At 60.9% G+C, this 19,520-nt stretch carries 29 protein-coding genes; 7 read left to right on the top strand and 22 right to left on the bottom strand.

The window, feature by feature from the left end; all coding sequences use genetic code 11:
- From M5C56_RS29205 to M5C56_RS29300, 20 genes are all read right to left on the bottom strand, one after another.
- Complete coding sequence (locus tag M5C56_RS29205) at nt 1–2,079, bottom strand: phage tail protein (RefSeq protein ID WP_103497348.1); 2,079 nt, start codon at nt 2,077–2,079, stop codon at nt 1–3.
- 8 nt (nt 2,080–2,087) lie between these two features.
- Complete coding sequence (locus M5C56_RS29210; protein ID WP_103497349.1) at nt 2,088–2,612, bottom strand: phage tail protein; 525 nt, start codon at nt 2,610–2,612, stop codon at nt 2,088–2,090.
- Entirely contained in the window at nt 2,609–3,781 is a 1,173-nt protein-coding gene (locus M5C56_RS29215) for a baseplate J/gp47 family protein (RefSeq protein ID WP_103497350.1), read from the bottom strand. The genes M5C56_RS29210 and M5C56_RS29215 overlap by 4 nt, the downstream gene beginning before the upstream one ends.
- Nucleotides 3,778–4,095 carry a DUF2590 family protein gene (locus M5C56_RS29220; RefSeq protein ID WP_103497351.1) on the bottom strand — a complete coding sequence of 106 codons (318 nt, stop codon included), beginning with the start codon at nt 4,093–4,095 and terminating at the stop codon, nt 3,778–3,780. Before M5C56_RS29220 ends, M5C56_RS29215 begins: the two co-directional genes overlap by 4 nt.
- Nucleotides 4,092–6,239 (bottom strand): phage tail tape measure protein, encoded by a 2,148-nt coding sequence (locus M5C56_RS29225; protein ID WP_103497352.1) that lies wholly within the window; start codon nt 6,237–6,239, stop codon nt 4,092–4,094. The genes M5C56_RS29220 and M5C56_RS29225 overlap by 4 nt, the downstream gene beginning before the upstream one ends.
- Before the next feature lie 4 nt (nt 6,240–6,243).
- The gene (locus M5C56_RS29230) at nt 6,244–6,384 is read right to left on the bottom strand and encodes a hypothetical protein (RefSeq protein WP_247263421.1); all 141 of its coding nucleotides are present in this window, start codon (nt 6,382–6,384) and stop codon (nt 6,244–6,246) included.
- A gap of 23 nt (nt 6,385–6,407) precedes the next feature.
- Nucleotides 6,408–6,695: a putative phage tail assembly chaperone gene (locus M5C56_RS29235; RefSeq protein WP_103497353.1), complete on the bottom strand. Its 288-nt coding sequence runs from the start codon at nt 6,693–6,695 to the stop codon at nt 6,408–6,410.
- Nucleotides 6,688–6,921, bottom strand: coding sequence for a hypothetical protein (locus M5C56_RS29240; RefSeq protein ID WP_247263422.1), 234 nt, complete (start codon nt 6,919–6,921; stop codon nt 6,688–6,690). The genes M5C56_RS29235 and M5C56_RS29240 overlap by 8 nt, the downstream gene beginning before the upstream one ends.
- 22 nt (nt 6,922–6,943) lie before the next feature.
- Complete coding sequence (locus M5C56_RS29245; RefSeq protein WP_103497354.1) at nt 6,944–7,306, bottom strand: DUF1353 domain-containing protein; 363 nt, start codon at nt 7,304–7,306, stop codon at nt 6,944–6,946.
- A complete protein-coding gene (locus tag M5C56_RS29250) occupies nt 7,296–7,511 on the bottom strand; it encodes a hypothetical protein (protein ID WP_103497355.1) in 216 nt (71 codons plus the stop codon). Before M5C56_RS29250 ends, M5C56_RS29245 begins: the two co-directional genes overlap by 11 nt.
- Nucleotides 7,511–7,903: a D-Ala-D-Ala carboxypeptidase family metallohydrolase gene (locus M5C56_RS29255; protein ID WP_103497356.1), complete on the bottom strand. Its 393-nt coding sequence runs from the start codon at nt 7,901–7,903 to the stop codon at nt 7,511–7,513. The genes M5C56_RS29250 and M5C56_RS29255 overlap by 1 nt, the downstream gene beginning before the upstream one ends.
- Entirely contained in the window at nt 7,900–8,112 is a 213-nt protein-coding gene (locus tag M5C56_RS29260; protein ID WP_103497357.1) for a TraR/DksA family transcriptional regulator, read from the bottom strand. Before M5C56_RS29260 ends, M5C56_RS29255 begins: the two co-directional genes overlap by 4 nt.
- Entirely contained in the window at nt 8,112–8,561 is a 450-nt protein-coding gene (locus M5C56_RS29265; RefSeq protein ID WP_103497358.1) for a DUF2597 family protein, read from the bottom strand. Before M5C56_RS29265 ends, M5C56_RS29260 begins: the two co-directional genes overlap by 1 nt.
- A 12-nt stretch (nt 8,562–8,573) precedes the next feature.
- Nucleotides 8,574–9,683, bottom strand: a complete 1,110-nt coding sequence (locus M5C56_RS29270) for a DUF2586 domain-containing protein (RefSeq protein WP_103497359.1) — start codon at nt 9,681–9,683, stop codon at nt 8,574–8,576.
- A gap of 11 nt (nt 9,684–9,694) precedes the next feature.
- Nucleotides 9,695–10,375 carry a phage virion morphogenesis protein gene (locus M5C56_RS29275; protein ID WP_103497360.1) on the bottom strand — a complete coding sequence of 227 codons (681 nt, stop codon included), beginning with the start codon at nt 10,373–10,375 and terminating at the stop codon, nt 9,695–9,697.
- Entirely contained in the window at nt 10,365–10,814 is a 450-nt protein-coding gene (locus tag M5C56_RS29280; protein ID WP_103497361.1) for a phage tail protein, read from the bottom strand. The genes M5C56_RS29275 and M5C56_RS29280 overlap by 11 nt, the downstream gene beginning before the upstream one ends.
- The gene (locus M5C56_RS29285; protein WP_103497362.1) at nt 10,811–11,272 is read right to left on the bottom strand and encodes a head completion/stabilization protein; all 462 of its coding nucleotides are present in this window, start codon (nt 11,270–11,272) and stop codon (nt 10,811–10,813) included. Before M5C56_RS29285 ends, M5C56_RS29280 begins: the two co-directional genes overlap by 4 nt.
- 98 nt (nt 11,273–11,370) lie before the next feature.
- Complete coding sequence (gene gpM / locus M5C56_RS29290; protein WP_103497363.1) at nt 11,371–12,090, bottom strand: phage terminase small subunit; 720 nt, start codon at nt 12,088–12,090, stop codon at nt 11,371–11,373.
- Nucleotides 12,087–13,106, bottom strand: coding sequence for a phage major capsid protein, P2 family (locus M5C56_RS29295; RefSeq protein ID WP_248766935.1), 1,020 nt, complete (start codon nt 13,104–13,106; stop codon nt 12,087–12,089). Before M5C56_RS29295 ends, gpM begins: the two co-directional genes overlap by 4 nt.
- 1 nt (nt 13,107) lies before the next feature.
- Nucleotides 13,108–14,031, bottom strand: a complete 924-nt coding sequence (locus M5C56_RS29300; RefSeq protein ID WP_103497365.1) for a GPO family capsid scaffolding protein — start codon at nt 14,029–14,031, stop codon at nt 13,108–13,110.
- A gap of 163 nt (nt 14,032–14,194) precedes the next feature.
- Between M5C56_RS29300 and M5C56_RS29305 the strand changes: the two genes are divergently transcribed.
- From M5C56_RS29305 to M5C56_RS29315, 3 genes are all read left to right on the top strand, one after another.
- Nucleotides 14,195–16,252, top strand: coding sequence for a terminase family protein (locus M5C56_RS29305; protein WP_103497366.1), 2,058 nt, complete (start codon nt 14,195–14,197; stop codon nt 16,250–16,252).
- Entirely contained in the window at nt 16,164–17,033 is an 870-nt protein-coding gene (locus tag M5C56_RS29310; protein WP_247263423.1) for a phage portal protein, read from the top strand. The genes M5C56_RS29305 and M5C56_RS29310 overlap by 89 nt, the downstream gene beginning before the upstream one ends.
- A gap of 74 nt (nt 17,034–17,107) precedes the next feature.
- Nucleotides 17,108–17,365 (top strand): ogr/Delta-like zinc finger family protein, encoded by a 258-nt coding sequence (locus M5C56_RS29315; protein WP_103497368.1) that lies wholly within the window; start codon nt 17,108–17,110, stop codon nt 17,363–17,365.
- Between the two features lie 38 nt (nt 17,366–17,403).
- Here M5C56_RS29315 and M5C56_RS29320 read toward each other — a convergent pair whose 3' ends face one another.
- Both M5C56_RS29320 and M5C56_RS29325 read right to left on the bottom strand, forming a co-directional pair.
- Nucleotides 17,404–17,589 carry a hypothetical protein gene (locus tag M5C56_RS29320; protein ID WP_103497369.1) on the bottom strand — a complete coding sequence of 62 codons (186 nt, stop codon included), beginning with the start codon at nt 17,587–17,589 and terminating at the stop codon, nt 17,404–17,406.
- Between the two features lie 102 nt (nt 17,590–17,691).
- Entirely contained in the window at nt 17,692–18,042 is a 351-nt protein-coding gene (locus M5C56_RS29325) for a helix-turn-helix transcriptional regulator (protein WP_103497370.1), read from the bottom strand.
- 84 nt (nt 18,043–18,126) lie between these two features.
- Between M5C56_RS29325 and M5C56_RS29330 the strand changes: the two genes are divergently transcribed.
- From M5C56_RS29330 to M5C56_RS29345, 4 genes are all read left to right on the top strand, one after another.
- A complete protein-coding gene (locus M5C56_RS29330; protein WP_103497371.1) occupies nt 18,127–18,339 on the top strand; it encodes a hypothetical protein in 213 nt (70 codons plus the stop codon).
- A 29-nt stretch (nt 18,340–18,368) separates the two neighbouring features.
- Nucleotides 18,369–18,848 (top strand): YmfL family putative regulatory protein, encoded by a 480-nt coding sequence (locus M5C56_RS29335; protein WP_103497372.1) that lies wholly within the window; start codon nt 18,369–18,371, stop codon nt 18,846–18,848.
- A complete protein-coding gene (locus M5C56_RS29340; RefSeq protein WP_103497373.1) occupies nt 18,845–19,210 on the top strand; it encodes a hypothetical protein in 366 nt (121 codons plus the stop codon). The genes M5C56_RS29335 and M5C56_RS29340 overlap by 4 nt, the downstream gene beginning before the upstream one ends.
- Before the next feature lie 74 nt (nt 19,211–19,284).
- A complete protein-coding gene (locus M5C56_RS29345) occupies nt 19,285–19,518 on the top strand; it encodes a hypothetical protein (protein ID WP_103497374.1) in 234 nt (77 codons plus the stop codon).
- The last annotated feature ends 2 nt before the right edge of the window (nt 19,519–19,520 follow it).

A 19,520-nucleotide genomic window follows, 5' to 3' on the forward strand; every position in this document is an offset into this window, starting at 1 on the left:
TCAATATTTGATGCAATACATCATCGCGATGTTGTTCGGACGTGGATCACTGCCGCCCGAAGCGTCCACGGTAATGTTGTGTCTGTGGGCGCCTGCAGTGCTGCTGCTTTGTCCCAGGTTGGGCTGAACCGAATAGTGGCCAGCACCGGTGGAGGTGGAGAGGTTGATTGAGAGCGGCCAGATTCCGTGGGCGTGATCGCCTTGCACGTCGCTGCTCGCCGTGTGGGTATGAGCGGCGTTCTGCCCCATCTGACGAACACCAATTGCCCGATGGGGGTCCAGGCCTCTCCCGTCATCCCAACCACGGATAAAGTCACCGCGAAGGTCTGGCAGATTGAACGTACTGACGCCGTCACCTACCCCGTAGTAGGTTCCCAGGTAGGCAAAGAGGTTGGCGTAGGCCGTCCGGGACACTGCCGCGCCGTTGGCTTTCAGATAGCCTGCTGGTACTGCAGCCATAGCGAAGGCAACGATAGCGCCGACCGGAACGATGGTGGTCGGGTTGAGGTTGCCTGAGTGGAAAAGCGGTTGCCCGTTCCAACACAACTCCCCTACAGCGGACATGGCCAGATCGCCGGCGACCACAAATCCCCAGTGAAAGGCGATTCGCGGGGCATAGGTGAAGGCGCTTTGTGCAGCACCGACCAATTGTGCCTCACGAATCTCCAGGGCACCGTCGGTGTAAATTGTCCCTACGGTAGGTGCATACAACTGTGGGCGTTTGTCGGTCAGCCCTAGGGGCAAAGCGTTGGTGATGCCATACCCTTGCAGGGTCGTGGGCTTCCCCGTGGTGATTTTGGAATAGTCCAGAGCGGGAATATCCCCAGCGACCAAGCTGGCCGCGCCGACGACAGTACCTTTGCTGCTGACCGTGACTTTCGTATAAGTGCCGGCCTGCACGCCACTGTCATTGAGCGTAAAAGCGATATCGGCATTCGCGGTGCCATCAAAAGACGCGCTCCCGGTGCCTGCACCGCTGATCGACAAGGTGCGGGCGTTCAGCAGTTGTTTTGCCTTCCCCGCAGCGGTCGTGCCATCCAACAGCTTGTCGATCGCGCCCTGCAGCACCTTGCGCACGCGGCTGACCGCCTTGGTGCTGGCCAGGACCTGACTACTGTCGGTGCTGTCGTCATCGCTGACGGCGTTCGGCAGGTTACCCAGGCCTACGTCTCCCTTGGTGGTCGACCGGGCGCGCAACTGAGGATAGTCACCGTTACGGGCTGCCAGATGCTGCAGCAGCGGCTCGGTAATGTATTCAGAGGGCCGGCGGTCTATGACAGCCGATGTCGTCAGATCCGCCAGGGCGATGCAGTAATGGGCGGCACCGGTGCCGTCCTGGTAGTCGGCCTTGTCGGCACCAAAGACCACGCTCCAACGTGCGACCACATCATTCAGTTGGTGCTCCAGAACGACATCGAGCCAGACAGTGGTGGGTAACGCAGGAGGACTGATCACCTGCACCTGGTTGCTGCTGACACGCACCCCTTCGACATAGGCTAGCCCCGGTTTAACCCGGTAGGTGTTGCCCAGCTGTTCTACCTCCAGTGCGGTCGTCAGGAAGCAGGCCCGACCGAAGATATCCCGATTGCTCAGGCGCTCGCGCTCGTCGATGCCTTTCAGCCGCACGGTGAAGTCGTGCTGCCAGGTACTGGCGTCGATTGTGATCCCGGTCAGGGACTGGGCGCCGTCGAACACCACCATGAAGTTGCGGGTCACGTTGTTGCCCAGCTGCTGCGGCGGGATGTTCTTGCGCTTCTGTTGGAGCGGCACATAAGCCACGGCCAGCAACACGTTTTCGGCGGTTTCAAGACCGATCCAGTTCCAATCGAAGTCGCCGATGTTGCTCCCAAGCATCAGGCTGTAAACCACCTGGTTGGGATTGACGAAGCCACGCTGGGTCACGTCGTAAGTGCCGACCAGTTGCGACACCGGCGGTTTGCCTGCGGTACGGTCCACGGGACTGTCCGGATTTAGGCCGGGGACATTGGCCAAAATAAAGCGGCTCACGACCATGCGTTGTTGCATGCCCTGTTTCTGGGCGATCAGGCTCTCACCTGCAAGGGTAATACTGGCTCCCATGAGGGCTCCTACAGACTGGCGATCAGTGTTTGCTGGTCGTCGTTGAAGTCCACCGCGACGACGCGCAGCGATATAGGGGTAACGGTCACGAAGTCATAGCGCCGACAGGTACGGCCGTATTGCTGGATCAACACCCGCAACAGTTCGGGGTTCTCCGACAGTTGGGAGTCGGACAGGCGAAGCAACACCACATCCCAGTCCCGATTGGGCATACGCTCATCAATCTCGACATAGCCGACGCCCAGGCGCTGCAGGATGCGTTTTAGGCCGGCGGTGCTGCCGGCATCGACCGCGTTGATGAACGCGAACTTGACCCGCAAGCGATACAGACTCTCGGGCTCATCCTTGAACCGGCTGATATCGCGCTGCCAAGCCAGTAGATCGAGCACCGTTACGTGACAGGTTTCTGCATCCATCTGCTGCAGCGGCCAGGTCAGCCAGCCTTCGACTTTCTCCCACCAGGACTGGCAGGCGGCTTTCAACTTGGTCAACTGCGGCCCATCCAGCCAGAACGGCAAATTGAGCTTGATCATGGCAACACCACCTGCAGGCTGCTGATCCTGGGAATGGTCAGCTCCGACACAATGTCGGCATTGTCGAAGTGCAGCGACTCGATGCCGGCGAACTGCTGGTGCAACTCCTCCCCCAGGCGGCTGAAGGAGAAGCGCGACTGTGGGTAGGTCAGGCTTGGCTTGTAATCCCCGGCAGTGCTCTCGCGGAAGGCCGTGCGGATGAACAGGGCCACGTCTGAACGCAGCGCCTCGCGCTTTTCTGCGGTCAGAATCGAGCGCGGCCAGACGGTGACACGCAGTTCATGCAGCGTGTGTGGCATGACCAGGACCAGCAGGTCATCGCCATGGCCATGGTTGCCCTGGTCACGGATATGCGCGTTGATCTCGGCCAGATAGGTCGCCGCCGGCGCGTCGGCGTCAAACAGCACATAGGCATTGGCACTGCCCGGGCCACGCGGGGCCCCATGCAGGAAGTACACACCGTCCGGCCGCACGCCCGGGAAGGCGGCGATCATGCCCCGGTAGACGGCATCGGTATGCCACTGGTTGACCGCCGAAAATTGGTTGCGCACGCGCAAACGCAGCTGATCGTCGGGCTCAGGATCTGCACCAGGTGCAATCAACCAGCCGTCATCGTTGACCACCTGGGCAATCCCAGGTACGGGCACCGGCAAAATCGCGTAGTACCCCGGGGCCAGATTGAAGCCGCTACCCTCCTCGATCGCCTCGACGGGGATCTCCAACTGCAGCTGTCCGTCCGCAAAGGTGGCGGCCATGCTGGTCAACAGCTGGTAGGTGCGGCCGTTGATTGCGGCAGACTGCACGATAATGCCGGCTGGCAGCACCAGGACACCGGCGGTAGCCGTCCGGGTGAACAGCAACGCACCTTTGGCCTTGGTCGCCCCTTTGCGCTCGACGCTCACCGCCCAGGCCAGCATGTCCAACCACTTTTTACTGGCGGTCTTGACGAAGAAGTTGGGCAGAATCGTGTCGCTGACAAAGCCCAGCAACCACATGACCGGCTTGGTCACCAACGCGGTGACCACCCGCCAGAACGGCGAATAGGCGCTGGTGTTGCTCAGTTTGCTGCCCTGGGCCGCCACTTCCAGCTCCCAGGCCTTGCGCAGTGCATCCTCGGTGGTGGGAATGCCGGAATCAGCCAGCGCCTGCTTAAAATCCACAGTGCTCACAGAACCACCTCGATATCGCCGAACTTCAAGGTTTTCGCCGTGACTAGGTATTGCCCGGGCGCGGTCTGGCGAATCAAGGCGGTGCCGGGCACCAGGCGCTCGTCGGCCTCCACCAGCAGTTCCAGTTGCTGAATGCAGTCCCGCTGTCGCAATGAACTGCGCTCGGCGACCAGCGTTACCAGCAACCCGCTTTCACGGATCATGTGCGCGATGTCCTGCGCGATGCTGGCCCGGTCTTCGATCAGCAGCGGCTGACGGGACGGGTCCAGCACCAGGTCGTTGTCGACGATCAACAAATCGATGTACTCGCTCATCCCCCCACCGCCATGCTCATCATGTTTTCCAGCTCCAGGGGGCTCATGGGCTTGGCGGTGTGAATATTCAGGTTCTCCACGTGGGTGCCCTTGTTTTGGGTTTGGTTGTTGTTCTGAATGCTGCTCAGCAGCCCGCCCCGGGGCACGGCGTTGGGCCGCTCGGGTGAAAGGTTGGTAATCGAACGATTGACGCGCTGCTGCGTTTGTTCAGCCTGTTCGACAGGTGTCGGGGCCATGACCAACGCCGGCGGTTGCAGCGGGACTTCCAGCGCCTTGGACGGCGTCATTGCCGGCGCGGGAGCCAGTGGCGCAGCAGTCATCATCAGCGGGGGCTGTACGCTCATCAGCTGTTGGGTGCTGACCAGTGGCGGCACCTGCGGCGTGTCGACCTTTGGCGCGGCGATGTTAGGCAGCTCCGGCGTCTGGGGCAGGTCGCTGAAAATCGCATCGATCTGGACGCCCGGGATCTTGTTCATCAGCTCAACCAGGCCATTGATAGCCCGCTTGAAGATGTTGACGATGCCGTCCCAGGCAGCCTGGGCCATGCCTGACCAGCCACCCATTGAACTGAACCAGTCGCTCAGCTTCTGGAATTGCTCGCTGACCCACTTGAACGCCACGCTGTTCATCAGCGCCGTGGTCCATTCGTCCCAGTACACGACAGCGGCGATTACGGCCGCGACTAGGGCGACAATCGCGATCACGATCCACACGATCGGGTTGGCCAGCAACGCGGCGTTGACCAGCCAGATCACGCCCTGCCAGATCAACATCGCGGTCCTGACCAGGCCCATCCAGGTGTACATCAGCACCAGGCCGGCGACGAAAGCGACGGTCATGACGGTGTGATAGAGGAACATGGCGATACTGCGGTAACCGCTCCAGGTGACCAGCTTCCAGACGGTCAGCAGCCCCAGCCAGGTGATCTTCGAGACACCCACGGCGAAGGTCAGCAGGGACATGCTGGCGATGATCCCCAGGATGGCCAGCGTGGTGAGGCCGATCACTCGGGTGATGTTGGGAAATAGCTTGGTCCAGCGCATCAGCACCTGGCCGATGTCCACCAGCTTTTGCATGAAGGGGGCAACGGTTGGGATCAGCACCTGGCCGAACAACGTCCGCATGTTCTGGACCAAGGATGTCCACTGCTGCCAAGGGTCGACCATGGCCTGAGCCATCTGCTCGGCGTTCTCAAGCCCGCGGACGTTACCCAACTGCTCCATGCCGTTTTTCAGGCGATCGGTATCGGCCATTAAGCTGCTGATCAAGCGCGCCGCTTCACCGCCAAAGGCGTCACGCAGCTTATTGCCATTGGCCTCGATCGACAGGTCACCGAACTTGCCTTTCAGCTTGTCCAGGATGTCGAGCATCGGCAGCAACTTGCCCTGCTGGTCGACGAACTTCATACCCAACTTTCCAGAGGCGTTGCTGATGTTCTCGAAAAACGCCTTGTACAAGCCGCCCGCCTCGCCACCATCCATGGTGCTGCCCAAGGTGCCAAGGACGGCCATTTGCTCGGACAGGCTGACGCCTGCCGTGCTGGCCAGCCCGCCAGCGGCCTTGAAGGCCTCACCAATCTGATCGCCACTGGTGCGGAACAGCTTCACCACTGTCGCGGTTTGTCCGGTCAGCCGCTCTACCCAGGTGTCCTTACCCATGGCATCGGCCTGGCTCTTGAACAGGTTGTACATAGTGCCGACGTAGTTACCCATGGTATTGGCGTCGGACTTGGTAGCCTTGGCCAGTAGGTTGCTGGCGTTGGTGAACGTGGCCAACTGATCGCCGGTCAGCCCCTTGATGGCGCCCTCGATGCTGTACGCCGAGGCGACAAAATCCTTGGCGTTCTCGCCATAGGCAACGGAAAAGTCCATGGACTTGCGCAATAACGCATCCAGCGCGTCTTCGGCCACACCGAGGGAACGAACCTCGCCAAGGGCCCGGTTCATCTCAAGGGCCGGTTCCAGGGACCGGGAAATGCCTTCAGCGGCGCCGATCATCCCGCCCAGGCCTAGGCCCATTTGGGTGATGCTCTTCTGGCTCTTTTCAGCCAGGTCTGAGAAGCCCATTTTGACCTTGCCCAGTGGGGCGGTGACCTTATCGGTCAGGCTCAAAATAAAGGCCAGGCTCGCGCTACGATCCGCCATCTGTCTACCCGTTCAGTGCATGGGCGATGCCGTTGGCTACGGCGATCTCCATGCGTCTCCAGTGTTCGTCTTCCAACCACTTGGCCGAGCCCATGACTTCGGGCGTGGGCTCGGCCCCGGGCAGCCAGCGGCTGGCCAGGGCCATCAACTGCCCCAGCCCGTCGTCGGTCAGTCGTTCGGCGTGGTCGAGGGCTTTTTTACGATGATTTCAACGTCCGGCGAGTACTCCTCAAGGAGCGTGCCGGCCAGTTGCATCACCATCACCGGGTTGGCCAGCAGCGGTTTCAGCTCGGCGCGCTGCTCCTGCTTGACGGTGCTGGTCAGCAGGTTGTTCGCCGGCGCGACCTTGTTGCTCGGGGTCATGGCGTTGAAGTACTTGGTCACGTCCTGCGGGGTCAGGGTGAAGGTGAATTCTTTTTCGCCCAGCTGCAGGGTGATTTCACGTTGTTCAGTCATGGTTGCGGATCCGTTGGTTCAGGGTTTTAAAGTGGGTGTCGAGTTGAGCCCGCAAGCTGTGCTCCAGCTTGTCCATGGCCCGCTCGATGTCGTTGTGTTTCGGGTAGTTCTGGGCGATCTCCACGCGCAGCTCCAGGTGCTCGCGACGGGACTCACTGACCTGACGGAACAGGAAGGCCTGGAAGCCGATCACGGCGGTCAACAGCAGTTCAGGCAGCAAGGCCATCAGTCTCTCCAGCATTTCCATATCAGGCTCTCCAGGTGCCACGGCCGCCGATGCGGACGGCCTGCCACATCAGCCAGGCCAATGCGGTGCTCATGCCCTCTTCGCGTAGGGCGTCGTAAAAAATTCGGTCGGCCTCGGCCTTGGTGAAGCGGTGGGCTTCGTGGGTGTAGATCCGGTCGTGGACCACGGACGGACGGCGGGCGGCAGGTTCCTCCCGATCGACCAACCAGCGCGCCAGACGCGGCACGCTGGCCAGGTCCGACAAGTAGCCGATCGGCACCTGGATACGGCGACCGTCCAAGGTCACGTACTGCAGTGGCCGGACCACCTGCCACCGCGTGTGGCCCGGTCGGTGACGCAGCTCAAGGTCACTTTCAAAGGGCATCGGCGGCGCACTCCACCCGGATTTTGTTCGGCGCCGTGTCGGCGGCGATCTGCTGACGCAGCACGGCCCGGGCTGGCATCGGTGCCTTGCAGTAGGTGCCCACCAGCGTGGCAGCGCTCTGCGCAACGACACGGTGGGCATCCGTGAAGGCGCACCCCACCAGGGCGACACCGACGAACAGAACAGCGATAAACAGGCGATTCATCAGTAGCTCCAGATCATTGGGCTGGGCAGACGGCCGCCCGCCGGCGCTGTGCCCAGGTGAAGAAAACGGGCGTTGCCGCGCTGGCTGACGCCGATGCGGGTGAACCCCAGGTTCAAGGCTCGCTGCAGCAGCTCCAGGGCCTCGGCACCACGGATCCGCACGTCAACGGCTTGCCCCAGGCTGTGTTCACCTGGTTCGGCTTTCTTCGCCTCCTCCGGATGCCGGCGGCAGCGAAAAGCGCTGCTCAAGGCCATGGGCTTGTTGAACTGCTCGCGCAGCTGCTGCAGGCGATCCATGAACGCCGGATCCATCTCGCTGCCGTCGCTGTTGCATTTGCCGCATTTGCAGCGCAGCTCGGCGGCGGAAAAATTCTTCCAGGTGCGAAAGGTCATCGGCGTTGTCCTTGCTCGAAAAGGGATTGGCACGGGGTGCAGCGAATGATCCCGCCCAGCGCTTGGCGCTTCTCCGGAATTGGCTTGTCGCACTCCAGGCAGTGGGTTCGGCTTGGCCCGGTCGGACACGGCGCGGCGAGCTGAGCGGCAATCGCCCGGTCACGCTGACGTTGCTCCAGGGCCTGGGCGCGGTCGAACGGGCAAACCATCAGCTCAGGCCCTCGATCTCGGTGGCATCGAGGTACGGCACGCCGTTGATACGGATAAAGTCCGGGCTGGTGACTTCGAACGGCACCTTGTGCTTGCTCTTCTCGCCGCCCTTGGGATCGATGCTCAGCAGGCTGGACACCTTCAACTTGCAGCCGAAGGCCTCGATACGCAGTTCCTCTTCACCGGCTTTGGCGAAGAACACCGCGTCGAATGGCTCCAGCTTGCGAAAGCTGCCGGCGTTACGGGCCGCTTCGATCAGCAGGTTGAAGTTCGTGGTGTCCAGCTCAAAGTCGCCGCTGGCCGAGACATCGCCGTCGACGTGACCATTGGGCACGCCTCGGGTCTTGGCCACCGCCGAGTTGTCGGTTACATCCAGGGTGCAGCTTTCAACGTGTACAGCCAGGTCGCCCAGGTTCACGTCGAAGTTCTTGCCACCAATACGGGACATGCGGGGTTACTCCTAAGCGTCGGTGGAAAGATCCAGGGCGATGTTCGCCGTGAGGTCTTTCGGGCAGTTGAGGGGCCGGAGCTTGATGTAGGCCTCTACGGCGGTTTTGCTCTTCCAAACCAGCACGATGTCGCCGTCCTTCGGCGACTCGATCTCGCCCGGGAATACCTCGCCGGCGAACTTCACCGACTTGGCCATACGGCGCAGGGGGGCCATCAGCGCGTTGATGTTCACGGCCATGCTGTTGGGGGTGTTGTTCAGGCGCCGATCGGCGACACGGCGGATCAGCAGCGGGCGAATCAGGCGCGAGGCCTTGTCCGCCAGGCGCAGGTATTCAATGACCAGGTAATCGCTGCCCGGGGTGTCCAGCATGTTGCCATCCCCCCAGTAAACGCCCGGGTAGTCGGCATAGGTCTGCGAGACGGAAAAGCGGGCCTTGTCCAGCTCGGCGCGGATCGAGGACGGCAGCGGGATGCCCTCCTTGTCCACCGGCACCGGCCCCAGCCCGAGTACCGCGCCGGTGGCTACGCGCATGGGGCTGTCAGCCACACTGACGGCAGCATTGGCCAGCCGGCCAGCCAGGACGCCCAGGTCATTGCCGTGCAGTTGTGGCACCACCAGCACGCGCGGGGCAGCAAGGTCGGCGGTGATCGACTTCTGATCCACCAGGTACTCCGCCCAGGTCTGCAGCGGTGTCGGGCTGGCTGTCGCGGCCATGACGAATACGCGGCGGCCGTAGACGTTGTTCAGTTCAATCGCGGCGTCATGCATGGCCGACAGTTCGTCAGCCTTGAGCACGGGCTTGGTGATCACCACGGCCTCGACAGAGAAACCCTGCTGCTGGGAGGTTTCCAACGCCGTGCGCCAGTCACCTTCGGCACCGATCGGCGCTGCCAAAGCGGCCCAGCGGTCACCGCCGTTGAGGCGAGCGGCGGTGATCTGGGTTTTCAGATCACTAGCCGGGATGCCCAGCTGTGCATCCAGGTCGCTGTCGGTGTTGAGGGGAATCAATTTGCCGGTGTTCTTCGGACCGGGACCGATGAATAGGAAATAGCGCTCGATCTCGGTCACGGCGCCCTGGCCGAGGTTGAGATTGTTAACGCTGACTTTGCCAAGTGCCATGCAGTGCCTCGTTAGCGGGGTGAATTAAGGATTTGTTGCAGCACCTGGCTCACCAGTGCAGTGGTGTCGCGGTCGCTGCTGACACCGATGAACTGGCGTTTGGGCAAGGTGATATCCCAGCTCTGTGCGCCGGTGGTTTCGGTCTTTTCGTCTTGCAGAATGCGGATCAACAGGCCGGCCTTGGCGTAGTTGACGTGTTCCTTGATCCAGGCCACAGCCGGCCGGGCCAGGGTCTTACGGCCTTTCTGGCGGACCTTGAACCCCAGGCGGCGCAGGCGTTTGGCCTGCTTGTCCGTGGCCGCCAATCCCTGGGGAACACGGTTCCAGCGGCGCATCTGCGCGGCCGTGCGGCGCTCGCTCACACCGTTGTGCTGCTGGGCAGCCACCCACCGGTTCAGCGCGTTGCGCCAGCCCAGTTCGGCTTCATCAGCACTGACGCGGGTGACCTCCATCAACTTGGCCAGGCCGGCTTCCATCCGTTTTTTGCCCTTGGCCTCGGTCTTGCGCGGAGCAAACGGCGAACCGTCCAGGTTCTGCTGGTCACGCACTCGCTTACGGCTCATGGTCCGCACGCGCTTGGAGACGTTGTTCAGCAGCCGCCGGCGCAACTGCGGGGGCAGGCTCAGCAACGCCAGTTGCTCACGCACGCCCAGATAGCCCCGGGCGTCCAGCTCCAGGGTGCTACGCGCCATGGCCGGCCACCTCACCGTGCTCGGCGATCCAGAGGTCGAACGGCACGAAGGCCCAGGTCTTGCCAAAAGCCGGGATCTCGCCGACGGGATCCTCGGCCAGGTATTGGGGCTCGACGAACTCCAGGGTCAGTTCCACTTCGAACAAGTCGTTGTCATCGGGCTCTACCCGAAAGTTGGGCAACGGCAGGTCATGGCGGTGACGGTTGGGGTCGTGGTTCTCCAGCCAACTGCCCACCAGGGCCATCAGGCGCGCCGGGTGATCGGCGAACCGCTCCATCACCAGGACGGCCTGATAGCGCATGTCACCCAAGTGCATGCCCTGAATGTCGGGCTTCCAGATCAGGTCCAGGCTGACCTGTTCGGTCCAGCTGTCCAGTTGCTCCGGCGGCACCAGGTTGCGGTCCAGGAGAAAAGAAGTCAGTGCGCGCAGCTTGATCATTGCAACGCCGCCGTCATGCGGCCACGGCCCTGCAGCGAACGCACGGCCTGCTGGCTGAAAGCCAGGAAGGTTTCGGCGCGTTCAGGCAGCTCCTTACCCGTGTTTTCGGCACTTTCGCGGCGGGTCACGGTGGCGAACTGGGTCAACAGGCTGGCCTTCGTTCGGCAGTACACAGCGCGCTTGTAGGTGGCGGCCTTGAACGTGCGCTCTGGCAACAGGCGCGAGTCCGCGGACTCCACGCTGTTGATGCCAACGGCCTGCCAGCGGGCCTTACACCTGGCCAAGTCGGCGTTGACCTCGATCATGGCCGTGGTCATATCAGTGCCCAGCAAGTCCACCAGGTACTCCGCCGGCAGGCGATAGCTCTTCTGGAATTCAGATACCGAGAGGTCCGGCCAAAAGCCGTCGTTCTCGATTTGCTGCTCCACAAAGGTGGTGGGTTTGCCTGAAAAGCTCATCGCTGGGCGCTCAAATAGGGCGGGGAGACTGTTTTTCGTGGGGCGGGCCATAAATGGTCGACACACGTCCACAGTTCCCCGCTGGGGGGGGTAGTCGGTTACTGGGGAGGCTGTTGGGCCTGTTGTTTTTTCAGCGCCTTGCGGCAGTTGTCGAGGCGAGTCCCTACGCCAACGGCGGAATACAGCTCGGTAGCACGTTCGAAATGCCCGATCGCAGTCGGCCAGTCCTGGCACTCCATGGCGCGGATGCCGAGCAACTTGTGGTACTTCGCCGGGATTTGTTCGGTCAGCTGCCATTCGCCATCGACACGCGGCAACAGGTTCGAAACGTACGGCTCGGGACTACGCTTGGCGTCCTGCTCGGCGTTGGCCCACTCGATCACCGCGTCAGCGACAAAGGTCGGAATGTCGCGCTTGAAGCGCTCGGGCATGACCTGGCCTTGTTCCATGGCGAAGTCGGCCAGCTCCAGGCCGTCTTCAAACTGGGCGGTGTCGAACAGCCAGACCATCACCTGCACCAGGACGCGATTCGGGAAGTTCAAACCCGACTCACAGTAGCGGGCGACGTAGTCCTGGTACTTGGGCAGCAGCTCATCCCGTTTGAGCAATTGGCGTCCAGCCAGGCCATTGATTGCGCTCAGGCGCTCAAGATCCTGGTCCAGGGCTGCTTCCTGCAGCATCAGGTGTTTGCGCGCATTGGCCGGGCTGCTCAGGGCATCCGCAGGGGAATACGCCAGGGAGGCAGCGCCGGCGAGTGCCGCTACTGCAGCGCCACCCTGGGCCAAGGTTCGGCGCTTGTGCGCCAAGGCCAGGCTCACGCTACAAGCTCCACGTTTTCGGTCAGGGCGAACTTTTCCAGCTGCTCGATCACGTAGCCCTCATTGCGGCTGTTGTAGTCCTCGACGCGGGAGCGCTTCGGGTTCTCGATCGTTTGCCGACGCCAGCTGGTGTCCTGGAAGTAGATCGACAGGTTGTCCCAACTGGTGACCAACACGGCATTGACTGGGAGGTTCGGCACGCTGAAGGCCGGCAAGCCGCCATAAGTGGCGATTACCTGGGCGTCCTCAATCCGCTCCTTCTCGGTCGGTTTGTCGCCCTGTTTGGTGTACAACTTGGCCTTGTCTGCAGCCAACAGGTCGCTGCCGATGATCGCCACCAGGTCGCCGTCTTCGCGAAGGACTTCATCGACCATCTGCTTGGTGTCATGCACCAGGGCGTCGAGGTTCACGTAGTCGCCGCCGTCGCCCAACAGGACCTTGCCGGCGGTTTTGCCTTCCTTGAGCACCTGTGCCGGGATCTGCTCACGAGCCTGCTGCAGCCAGCCCTTGTTCACGTCCTGCAGCTTGGGATACTTCTCCAGATCGGTCTGAGTGGCAGCATGGGTGCCGTGAAAGCCGATCATGATCCGGTCTTGGGCGATACGCTTCTGGACGGCACCCGAATAGCGATCCTTGAAGTCCGGGAACTTGGCCCAGGCGTCGATCTTGGCGTACGGCAAGCCCACGTCCGATTCGGTCGAAACCAATTCGTACAGGGTGTGTTCAAGCGCGGAAACGTCCTTGGCTTCGCGGTCGGTGGTTTTGGTGTTGGTGCGGCCAGTCACTGGGCCGTTGACACCGATGAACACCTTTTCACCCTTGATCTCGCTGACCGGAACGACGTTGATACGCTCCAGAAAGTCAGCTTTCGCGGTGATCGCGTCGTTCAGTTCCTGGGCGACAGAGGGTTCGACGCTGAACTGGCGGCTGGGTTGTTCAACACCGTAGGTCTCGCCGATTGCTGCTTGCAGCTCGGCGTATTTCTTGGCGCCGTTGGCGCTCAGTGGCTGGGCCATGTCAGAGCACCCGCTTCTTGCCAGGGGCAGCCGGACCGGTAGTGCGCGGCAGTTGGCGACCGGTGGTGGTGTTCTGCAGGACGCTGAATTGCTGGCTCAGCTTCGCCAGGCTGGCCAGGACGGCCTGGTTGCCCTTGCCATTACGGCGGAATTCGCGCTCTTCCTCGGCGGTGGTGACGATCTCGTCCACTGCAGCGCTCACATCGTCGATCGGGGCCTGGTCAGGTTCTGGTGCTTCTTCGGCAGCAGGCTCGATGACAGCCTGAATGCCGGCAGCGACGACCAGCAGCTGCGCCAGCAGGGCTTTTAAGGCCGTTGCGGTAGCTTCATCCATTGGGGGGTTGCTCTCGGTTGGGGTTTGCGGGGTGGTTTCGGTGGCACGCTCTTCAAGGCCGAAGCGCTTGAACAGGCCTGTGAATGCGGCGACCAGCTTCTGCAGCTCGCCTTGAGGTTGGGTGTCGCGCAGGGGACCAAGCTCAACCGAAGCGGCGTAGTACGCGCTCGGGCTGGTTCTTTTCGAAAAGTAGAGTTCCTGGGTGCCGAGACTCGCCGGTTCGTCGGTGACAGCCAGGCCGGTCAAGTAGGCTTTGCCACTGCCGGCGAAATTCGGGCTGATCTCGATGCTGGTGAACAGCTTCTGGCCCTGATCGTTGAGGAACAGCAGGCGGTCGTTCGGTTTGAGCTGCGCCTCCAGGCCGATCTGACCAGGCTCCAGGTCGTCGCCCTCCTCCACCAAGCGCACGGCGAATACCGTGCCGTGGGAGCCCTGCCAGCGTTCGTGGTCGCACCAGATCACTGCCGTGTATTTGGACGGCTTGTACGTCTCGGCGATATCGCGCAGCTCCTGGGGAAGGATCTCGCGACCATCGGCGGTGGTGCCGCTGGTGGCGACACGTTTCCAGAACGAAACAAGGGAACGGGGCATGGGCGATAACTGCGCTCAATCGGTGGTTTGAGCCGCCACGATAGGGAGCCGTCGGCGCCTCGCCAAACGCTTTGCCTGCGCGTCATTCCTAGATTCACGATCTAGGAAGTTGGCAGAAGTTAACACCGCGTTTTCGCCGTTTTCGCCGCATAGACTGCGGCCCATGTACTACTCGACCGAAGTTAAAGAAGCCGCCAAACGCCTGTTCCTGCGCCGCTGCAAGGCCAAGGAAATTCAGGCGCAACTCAACCTGCCCAACATCCGGATTGTCTACTACTGGATCCGCCAGAGCGGGTGGGAAGACATGCTGTCGGACGAAGAACCGCTGACCGCTGTCGGCCGGCGGATCACCTTGCTCCTGGACAAGGCTGGCAGCTTGTCAAAAGACGATCTGAATGAGCTGGACCGGCTGACCGCCGTTCGCGAACGGTTGCTGAAACAAGCGGCCAAGCCGGCGCCGGCAACCGCATCGATCAGCGACAACCCGGGCGAGTCCTCCGAACCGCGCCAGCGCTCGCGTGGCGAACGTTCCGGCCGTGGTGAGGGCGGCGGCAAGAAAAAGGAGAAGAAGGCCAAGAACGACATCAGCGAGCTGACCGAAGTCGACTTCCTGGATAAGTTCATCAGCAAGATGTACCGCTACCAGCAGGAGCTGTTCGCAGCCAAGCAGAACCCGCTGACCTGCAGGATCCGCAACATCCTCAAGAGTCGTCAGGTCGGTCTGACCTACTACTTCGCTGGCGAGGCGTTCATGGACGCCGTGTTGAGCGGCGACAACCAGGTGTTTCTGTCGGCCAGCCGATCGCAATCGGAGATCTTCCGCAGCTACATCATCCAATTCGCGAAATCGTGGTTCGACATCGAGCTGACCGGCAACCCAATCGTGCTCAGCAACGGCGCCGAACTGCGCTTCCTGTCGACCAACAGCAGCACGGCCCAGGGTTATCACGGCCACGTTTACGTCGATGAGTATTTCTGGATCCGCGACTTCGAGAAGCTCAGCACCGTTGCCAGCGCCATGGGCACCCACAAGAAATGGCGCAAAACCTACTTCTCGACGCCCAGCGCCGTATCGCACCAGGCGTACCCGTTCTGGACTGGTGAGGAGTTCCGCAACAGCAAACGCGGCAAGAAGGCCGGCGGCACCTGGCCGGTGGAGTCGGCTTACACCCAGGGCGCGCTGTGCCCGGACGGCCAATGGCGCAAGACCATCACCATCCAGGACGCGATCGACGGCGGGTGTGATCTGTTCGACTTGGAGCAACTGCAGCTGGAGTACGACGAGGACAAGTTCCAGCAGCTGTTCTACTGCAAGTTCATCGACAGCACGCAGAGCGCGTTCGGCCTGAAAGACCTGGAGCGCTGCTATTCCGACCTGTCGTTGTGGGAAGACTACAAGCCCGACGACGATCGGCCCTTCGGCAACAGCCCAGTCTGGCTGGGATACGACCCGAGCCGGACCCGCGATGACGCCACTTGCGTGGTCATCGCCCCACCGCTGGAGCCCGGGGCGAAGTTCCGTATCCTGGAGAAGCACAGCTGGCGGGGGCATTCGTTCACCTACCAGGCCGCACAGGTCAAGAAGCTCACCGAGCGGTTCAACGTCCAGCACATCGGGATCGACGTTACCGGCGTGGGCTACGGTGTGTTCGACCTGGTGCGCGACTTCTACGCGAAGGCCACACCGATCCACTACAGCCTTGAGGCGAAAAACGCCCTGGTGCTCAAGGCCCAGGACACGATCCAGGGCAGCCGCATCGAGTGGGACGCCGGTTGGACCGACATCGCCCAGGCGTTCCTGACGATCAAACGCGGCACTACCAACAGCGGCCAGGTCACATACAGCGCGTCACGCACCGACGCCACGGGCCACGCCGATATCGCCTGGGCGGTAATGCACGCCCTCGCCAACGAACCCCTGAATACCAACAAGCGGCGCCGAAGCCGCTACGTCACGAGCGGAAACAATGCCCAAGCCACGACACAGAAAGCACCAGGTAACCCAGCAGGCACGACAGCCACAGCCCATGAGGGCATTCACCTTCGGCGAGCCCGAACAAGTGCTGTCGGGCAACATCGGCGAGTACCTGGGGGTGTTTCCAAGCGACGACGGCGAAATCTACAAACCGCCGGTGTCGCGCACAGGCCTGGCCAAGCTGCTGCGCGCAAACGCACACCACGGCGCCATCCCGAAGTTCAAACGCAACCTGCTGCTGCGTGAGTTCATCCCGTCCACGGGCTGCAGCACACAGACCATGGGCCGAGCTGGCCTGGACTACATGGTGTTCGGCGAGTCCTATTTCTATCGCGACACCAATGCCTTCGGCCAGGTCCTGGAAATGCAACACCTGCCGGCGATCAACATGCGGGTCAAAGTAGACGGTGGTTTCAGGATGCTGCTGCCGGACGGCAAGTTCATGGACTTCGACCAGGACGAGATCGAGCACGTCCTGGACTACGACGTGGAACAGGACATCTACGGCGTGCCGGACTACCTGGGCGGCCTGCAGGCGCTGTTGCTCAACGAAGCCGCGACCCTGTTCCGCCGGCGCTACTACAGCAACGGCGCGCACGCGGGCTACATCTTCTACACCAACGACCCGGACCTGACCGAGGAAGACGAAGAGAACCTGCGTGCCCAGATCAGTGCCAGCAAGGGTGTGGGCAACTTCCGATCGATGTTCGTCAACATTCCTAACGGCAAAGAGAATGCGATCCAGATCATCCCCGTGGGTGACTTCCAGGCCAAGGACGAGTTGGAGAAGGTGAAGAACATCACCCGCAATGACGTGATCGCCGCCTGGCGCATGAACCCGGCGCTGGCCGGGATCATTCCGGAAAACAGTGGGGGCTTTGGCGATATTGAAAAGATCGATCGGGTTTACACCAGTAACGAGATCCGGCCGATCTGTCAGTTGTTCAACCAGCTCAATGACACGTTACGGGAAGACAGGCGAATTAGCTGGAGAGCCCCCGAAAATGAAGGCGAAATCGCTACATGATGTTTCAGATACAAGGAAACATTCTGCATCACATGCGAACATAGTGGCAATTTGTTGCGTTCCGGGGAGGGAAGATGCGAGTTACTTGTAAGTGTGGGCACAAAGGTCGAATAGCGTCTCGTGAGGCGCTATCTACGGACTTCGCGAAACTCTATTGCCAGTGCCTGGACGCCAAATGTGGCCATACCTGGGTCGCAAACCTGACGTTCTCCCACACCCTCAGCCCGTCCTCGCAAACGTTCGACAGGATGCTGTTCGATCGCTTGAGGGACATGCCCAGGGCCAAGCAACGTGAGCTGTTTGAAAAGCTTGGATCGCAGGCAGTCGCGTGATGCAAACCGCCGACCCTGTTATGCCGGCGGCTCAGGAATCAATCGTCGTCGGACTGTTCCGGGCTGCTTATCAGGGCTTCGGTCAGTCTGCGCAATTGGTCCTGATCACGCTGGTTCAACTGACGAAAGGCCCCTACCAGGCGACGCTCGATATACGAAAGCTCGTGCCACGCAGATGCAGCCATTTCAACGTAGCCGACATCGGCGTTTGTGCGATCCAACATGCTTACCACTCCATACAGTGCATTGCTGAGGCACCGTTATGGGGGCGAGTAGATGGCCATCTGCCAGGTCTGGAACGATTGATCGCTATGCTTTGTTACAAGTTAATTCGATCCTGCGGCAACGACATCGGCCAAGGCTTTCAGATACCGGCGAATCGCCCTCTGGTCTTCCTCCGGAAGGCTTCTGTACTGCTTGACCAACACATCCTCAACTTGGCTCAACGAGTCGACGGCAAGCGTAGTTCGCAAACCGGTCAGTATGTAAGGGACATCAAAACCGAATTCGCCCGCGCATCTGCTCAGGTAAGACGCCGTGGCGTCACTCGTTCCAGACTCCCAGTTCGCCTGTGTCCGTTTGGCGATCCCAAGAGCTTCAGCGATCTGAAGTTGCGTCAGTCCACATCGTCTCCGCTCCTCTTGAAGCCGAGAACCTATCTCTTCAGAAAGATGCACTTTTTTTCATCCTTACTATTTACAAGTGCACCTAAGTGCATCATTGTGCATCTCACACCACATGAAACTGCACGGATCTGCACTATGCCCAACACAAGCATCACCGAGCAAGCCCGCAAAAAAGCGCGTGAAGCCTTAGAGAAGCGCGGTCAATCCGCGAAGGACTTTGCTCAACAGCATGACCTGAATCCCAGCACCGTATACGCGGTGCTGAGTGGCCAGAGCCAGTGTCGCCGTGGGGAGGCTCATCGCGCAGCCGTCCTACTGGGGATCAAGGACGGCATGATCGAACAGTAATGGCCAACTCACTGAGGGAATAGCAGAAGATGAAAACCAGGCTTCTAAAAACGCGGCGCGAAGTCGTCAGTGCAATTATTTGCACCTACCAGGGAGGCCGCGAACGCGCTGCAGCTCGGATCGGTTTGTCGCTCAAGAAGTTCGACAACCACGCCTACGAGAACAATAACTGCCGCCCCCTGACGGATGTCCAGATATACCAGCTGGAACAAGAGACAGGCACTCGGCACTTCGCCAACTACGTGGCATCGATGTACGGCGGCATGTTCGTACCGGTTGCAGATCCAGGGAGTCTGGACAACGTGGAGATGTATACCCGTGCAATGCAGAGTTCGGCCAAACAGGGAACGGTCGACCAGATCATTGCCCAGGCGCTTGAGGATGGCGTTATCACCGAAGACGAAGCCGAACTGATCCTCAACGCTCACACCTTGCACATCGCCGCACGCACCGCCGAAGTCTATGCCGCCATCGATCTCTACCGCGCCAAATCGGGGAAAGCCAAATGAACGCTCAGACCAATACTTTGGACTACCAGGAATGCATGCAGAGCGCCGCCTTGACGTTCCTTGAGCGCCATCAGGGCGAACACCTGAGCGACCTGTCAGCGCTCCTCGATCGCACAATCAATCACCTGGTCAGTAGCTTCAGTGTGGCCGAGCCGATTGCGACCCGGCTGGCGTCCCTCGCACATATCGAACTGATGGAAATTGCATTCCGCCAACGCATCGACCTGAGTTACAGCACCGACACCATCGCGGTGATCAGGGACCCTATCAAGGGCCACTGCTGGTCTGTACCTGTCAGCCTGATTTATGAACGCATCCTGAATACTCCAGACAGCGTGCGCTTCCGCTCAACGAACTCGTAACCCCCAACCCAACCAATCACCGGCCCCACATCCCGTGGGTTTGGGTGAGCTACGCCCGAAATCGAGGTTTCACGATGGCAAACGCCGTAATTCTCAGCGCTCAGATGCCCCCGGCAGAGGCCCAGGCCCTGCTGGCGTACATGCGTGAGCAATACCGCTTGAGCCTCAACGACCACTGGTACGCAGACGAGTACCGGTATGTCCCGACAGATAAACGGCACAGCTCGATCCTCGCAAAAACGCCGGTGATGGCCGCACAAAAACGCCTGATGGCAGCCCTCTCTCTCAGCCTCAAAGCAGTGAAGTAACC

Origin of the sequence: Pseudomonas sp. MWU13-2862 (assembly GCF_023242495.1) — a bacterium.
Classification (GTDB): domain Bacteria; phylum Pseudomonadota; class Gammaproteobacteria; order Pseudomonadales; family Pseudomonadaceae; genus Aquipseudomonas; species Aquipseudomonas gingeri_D.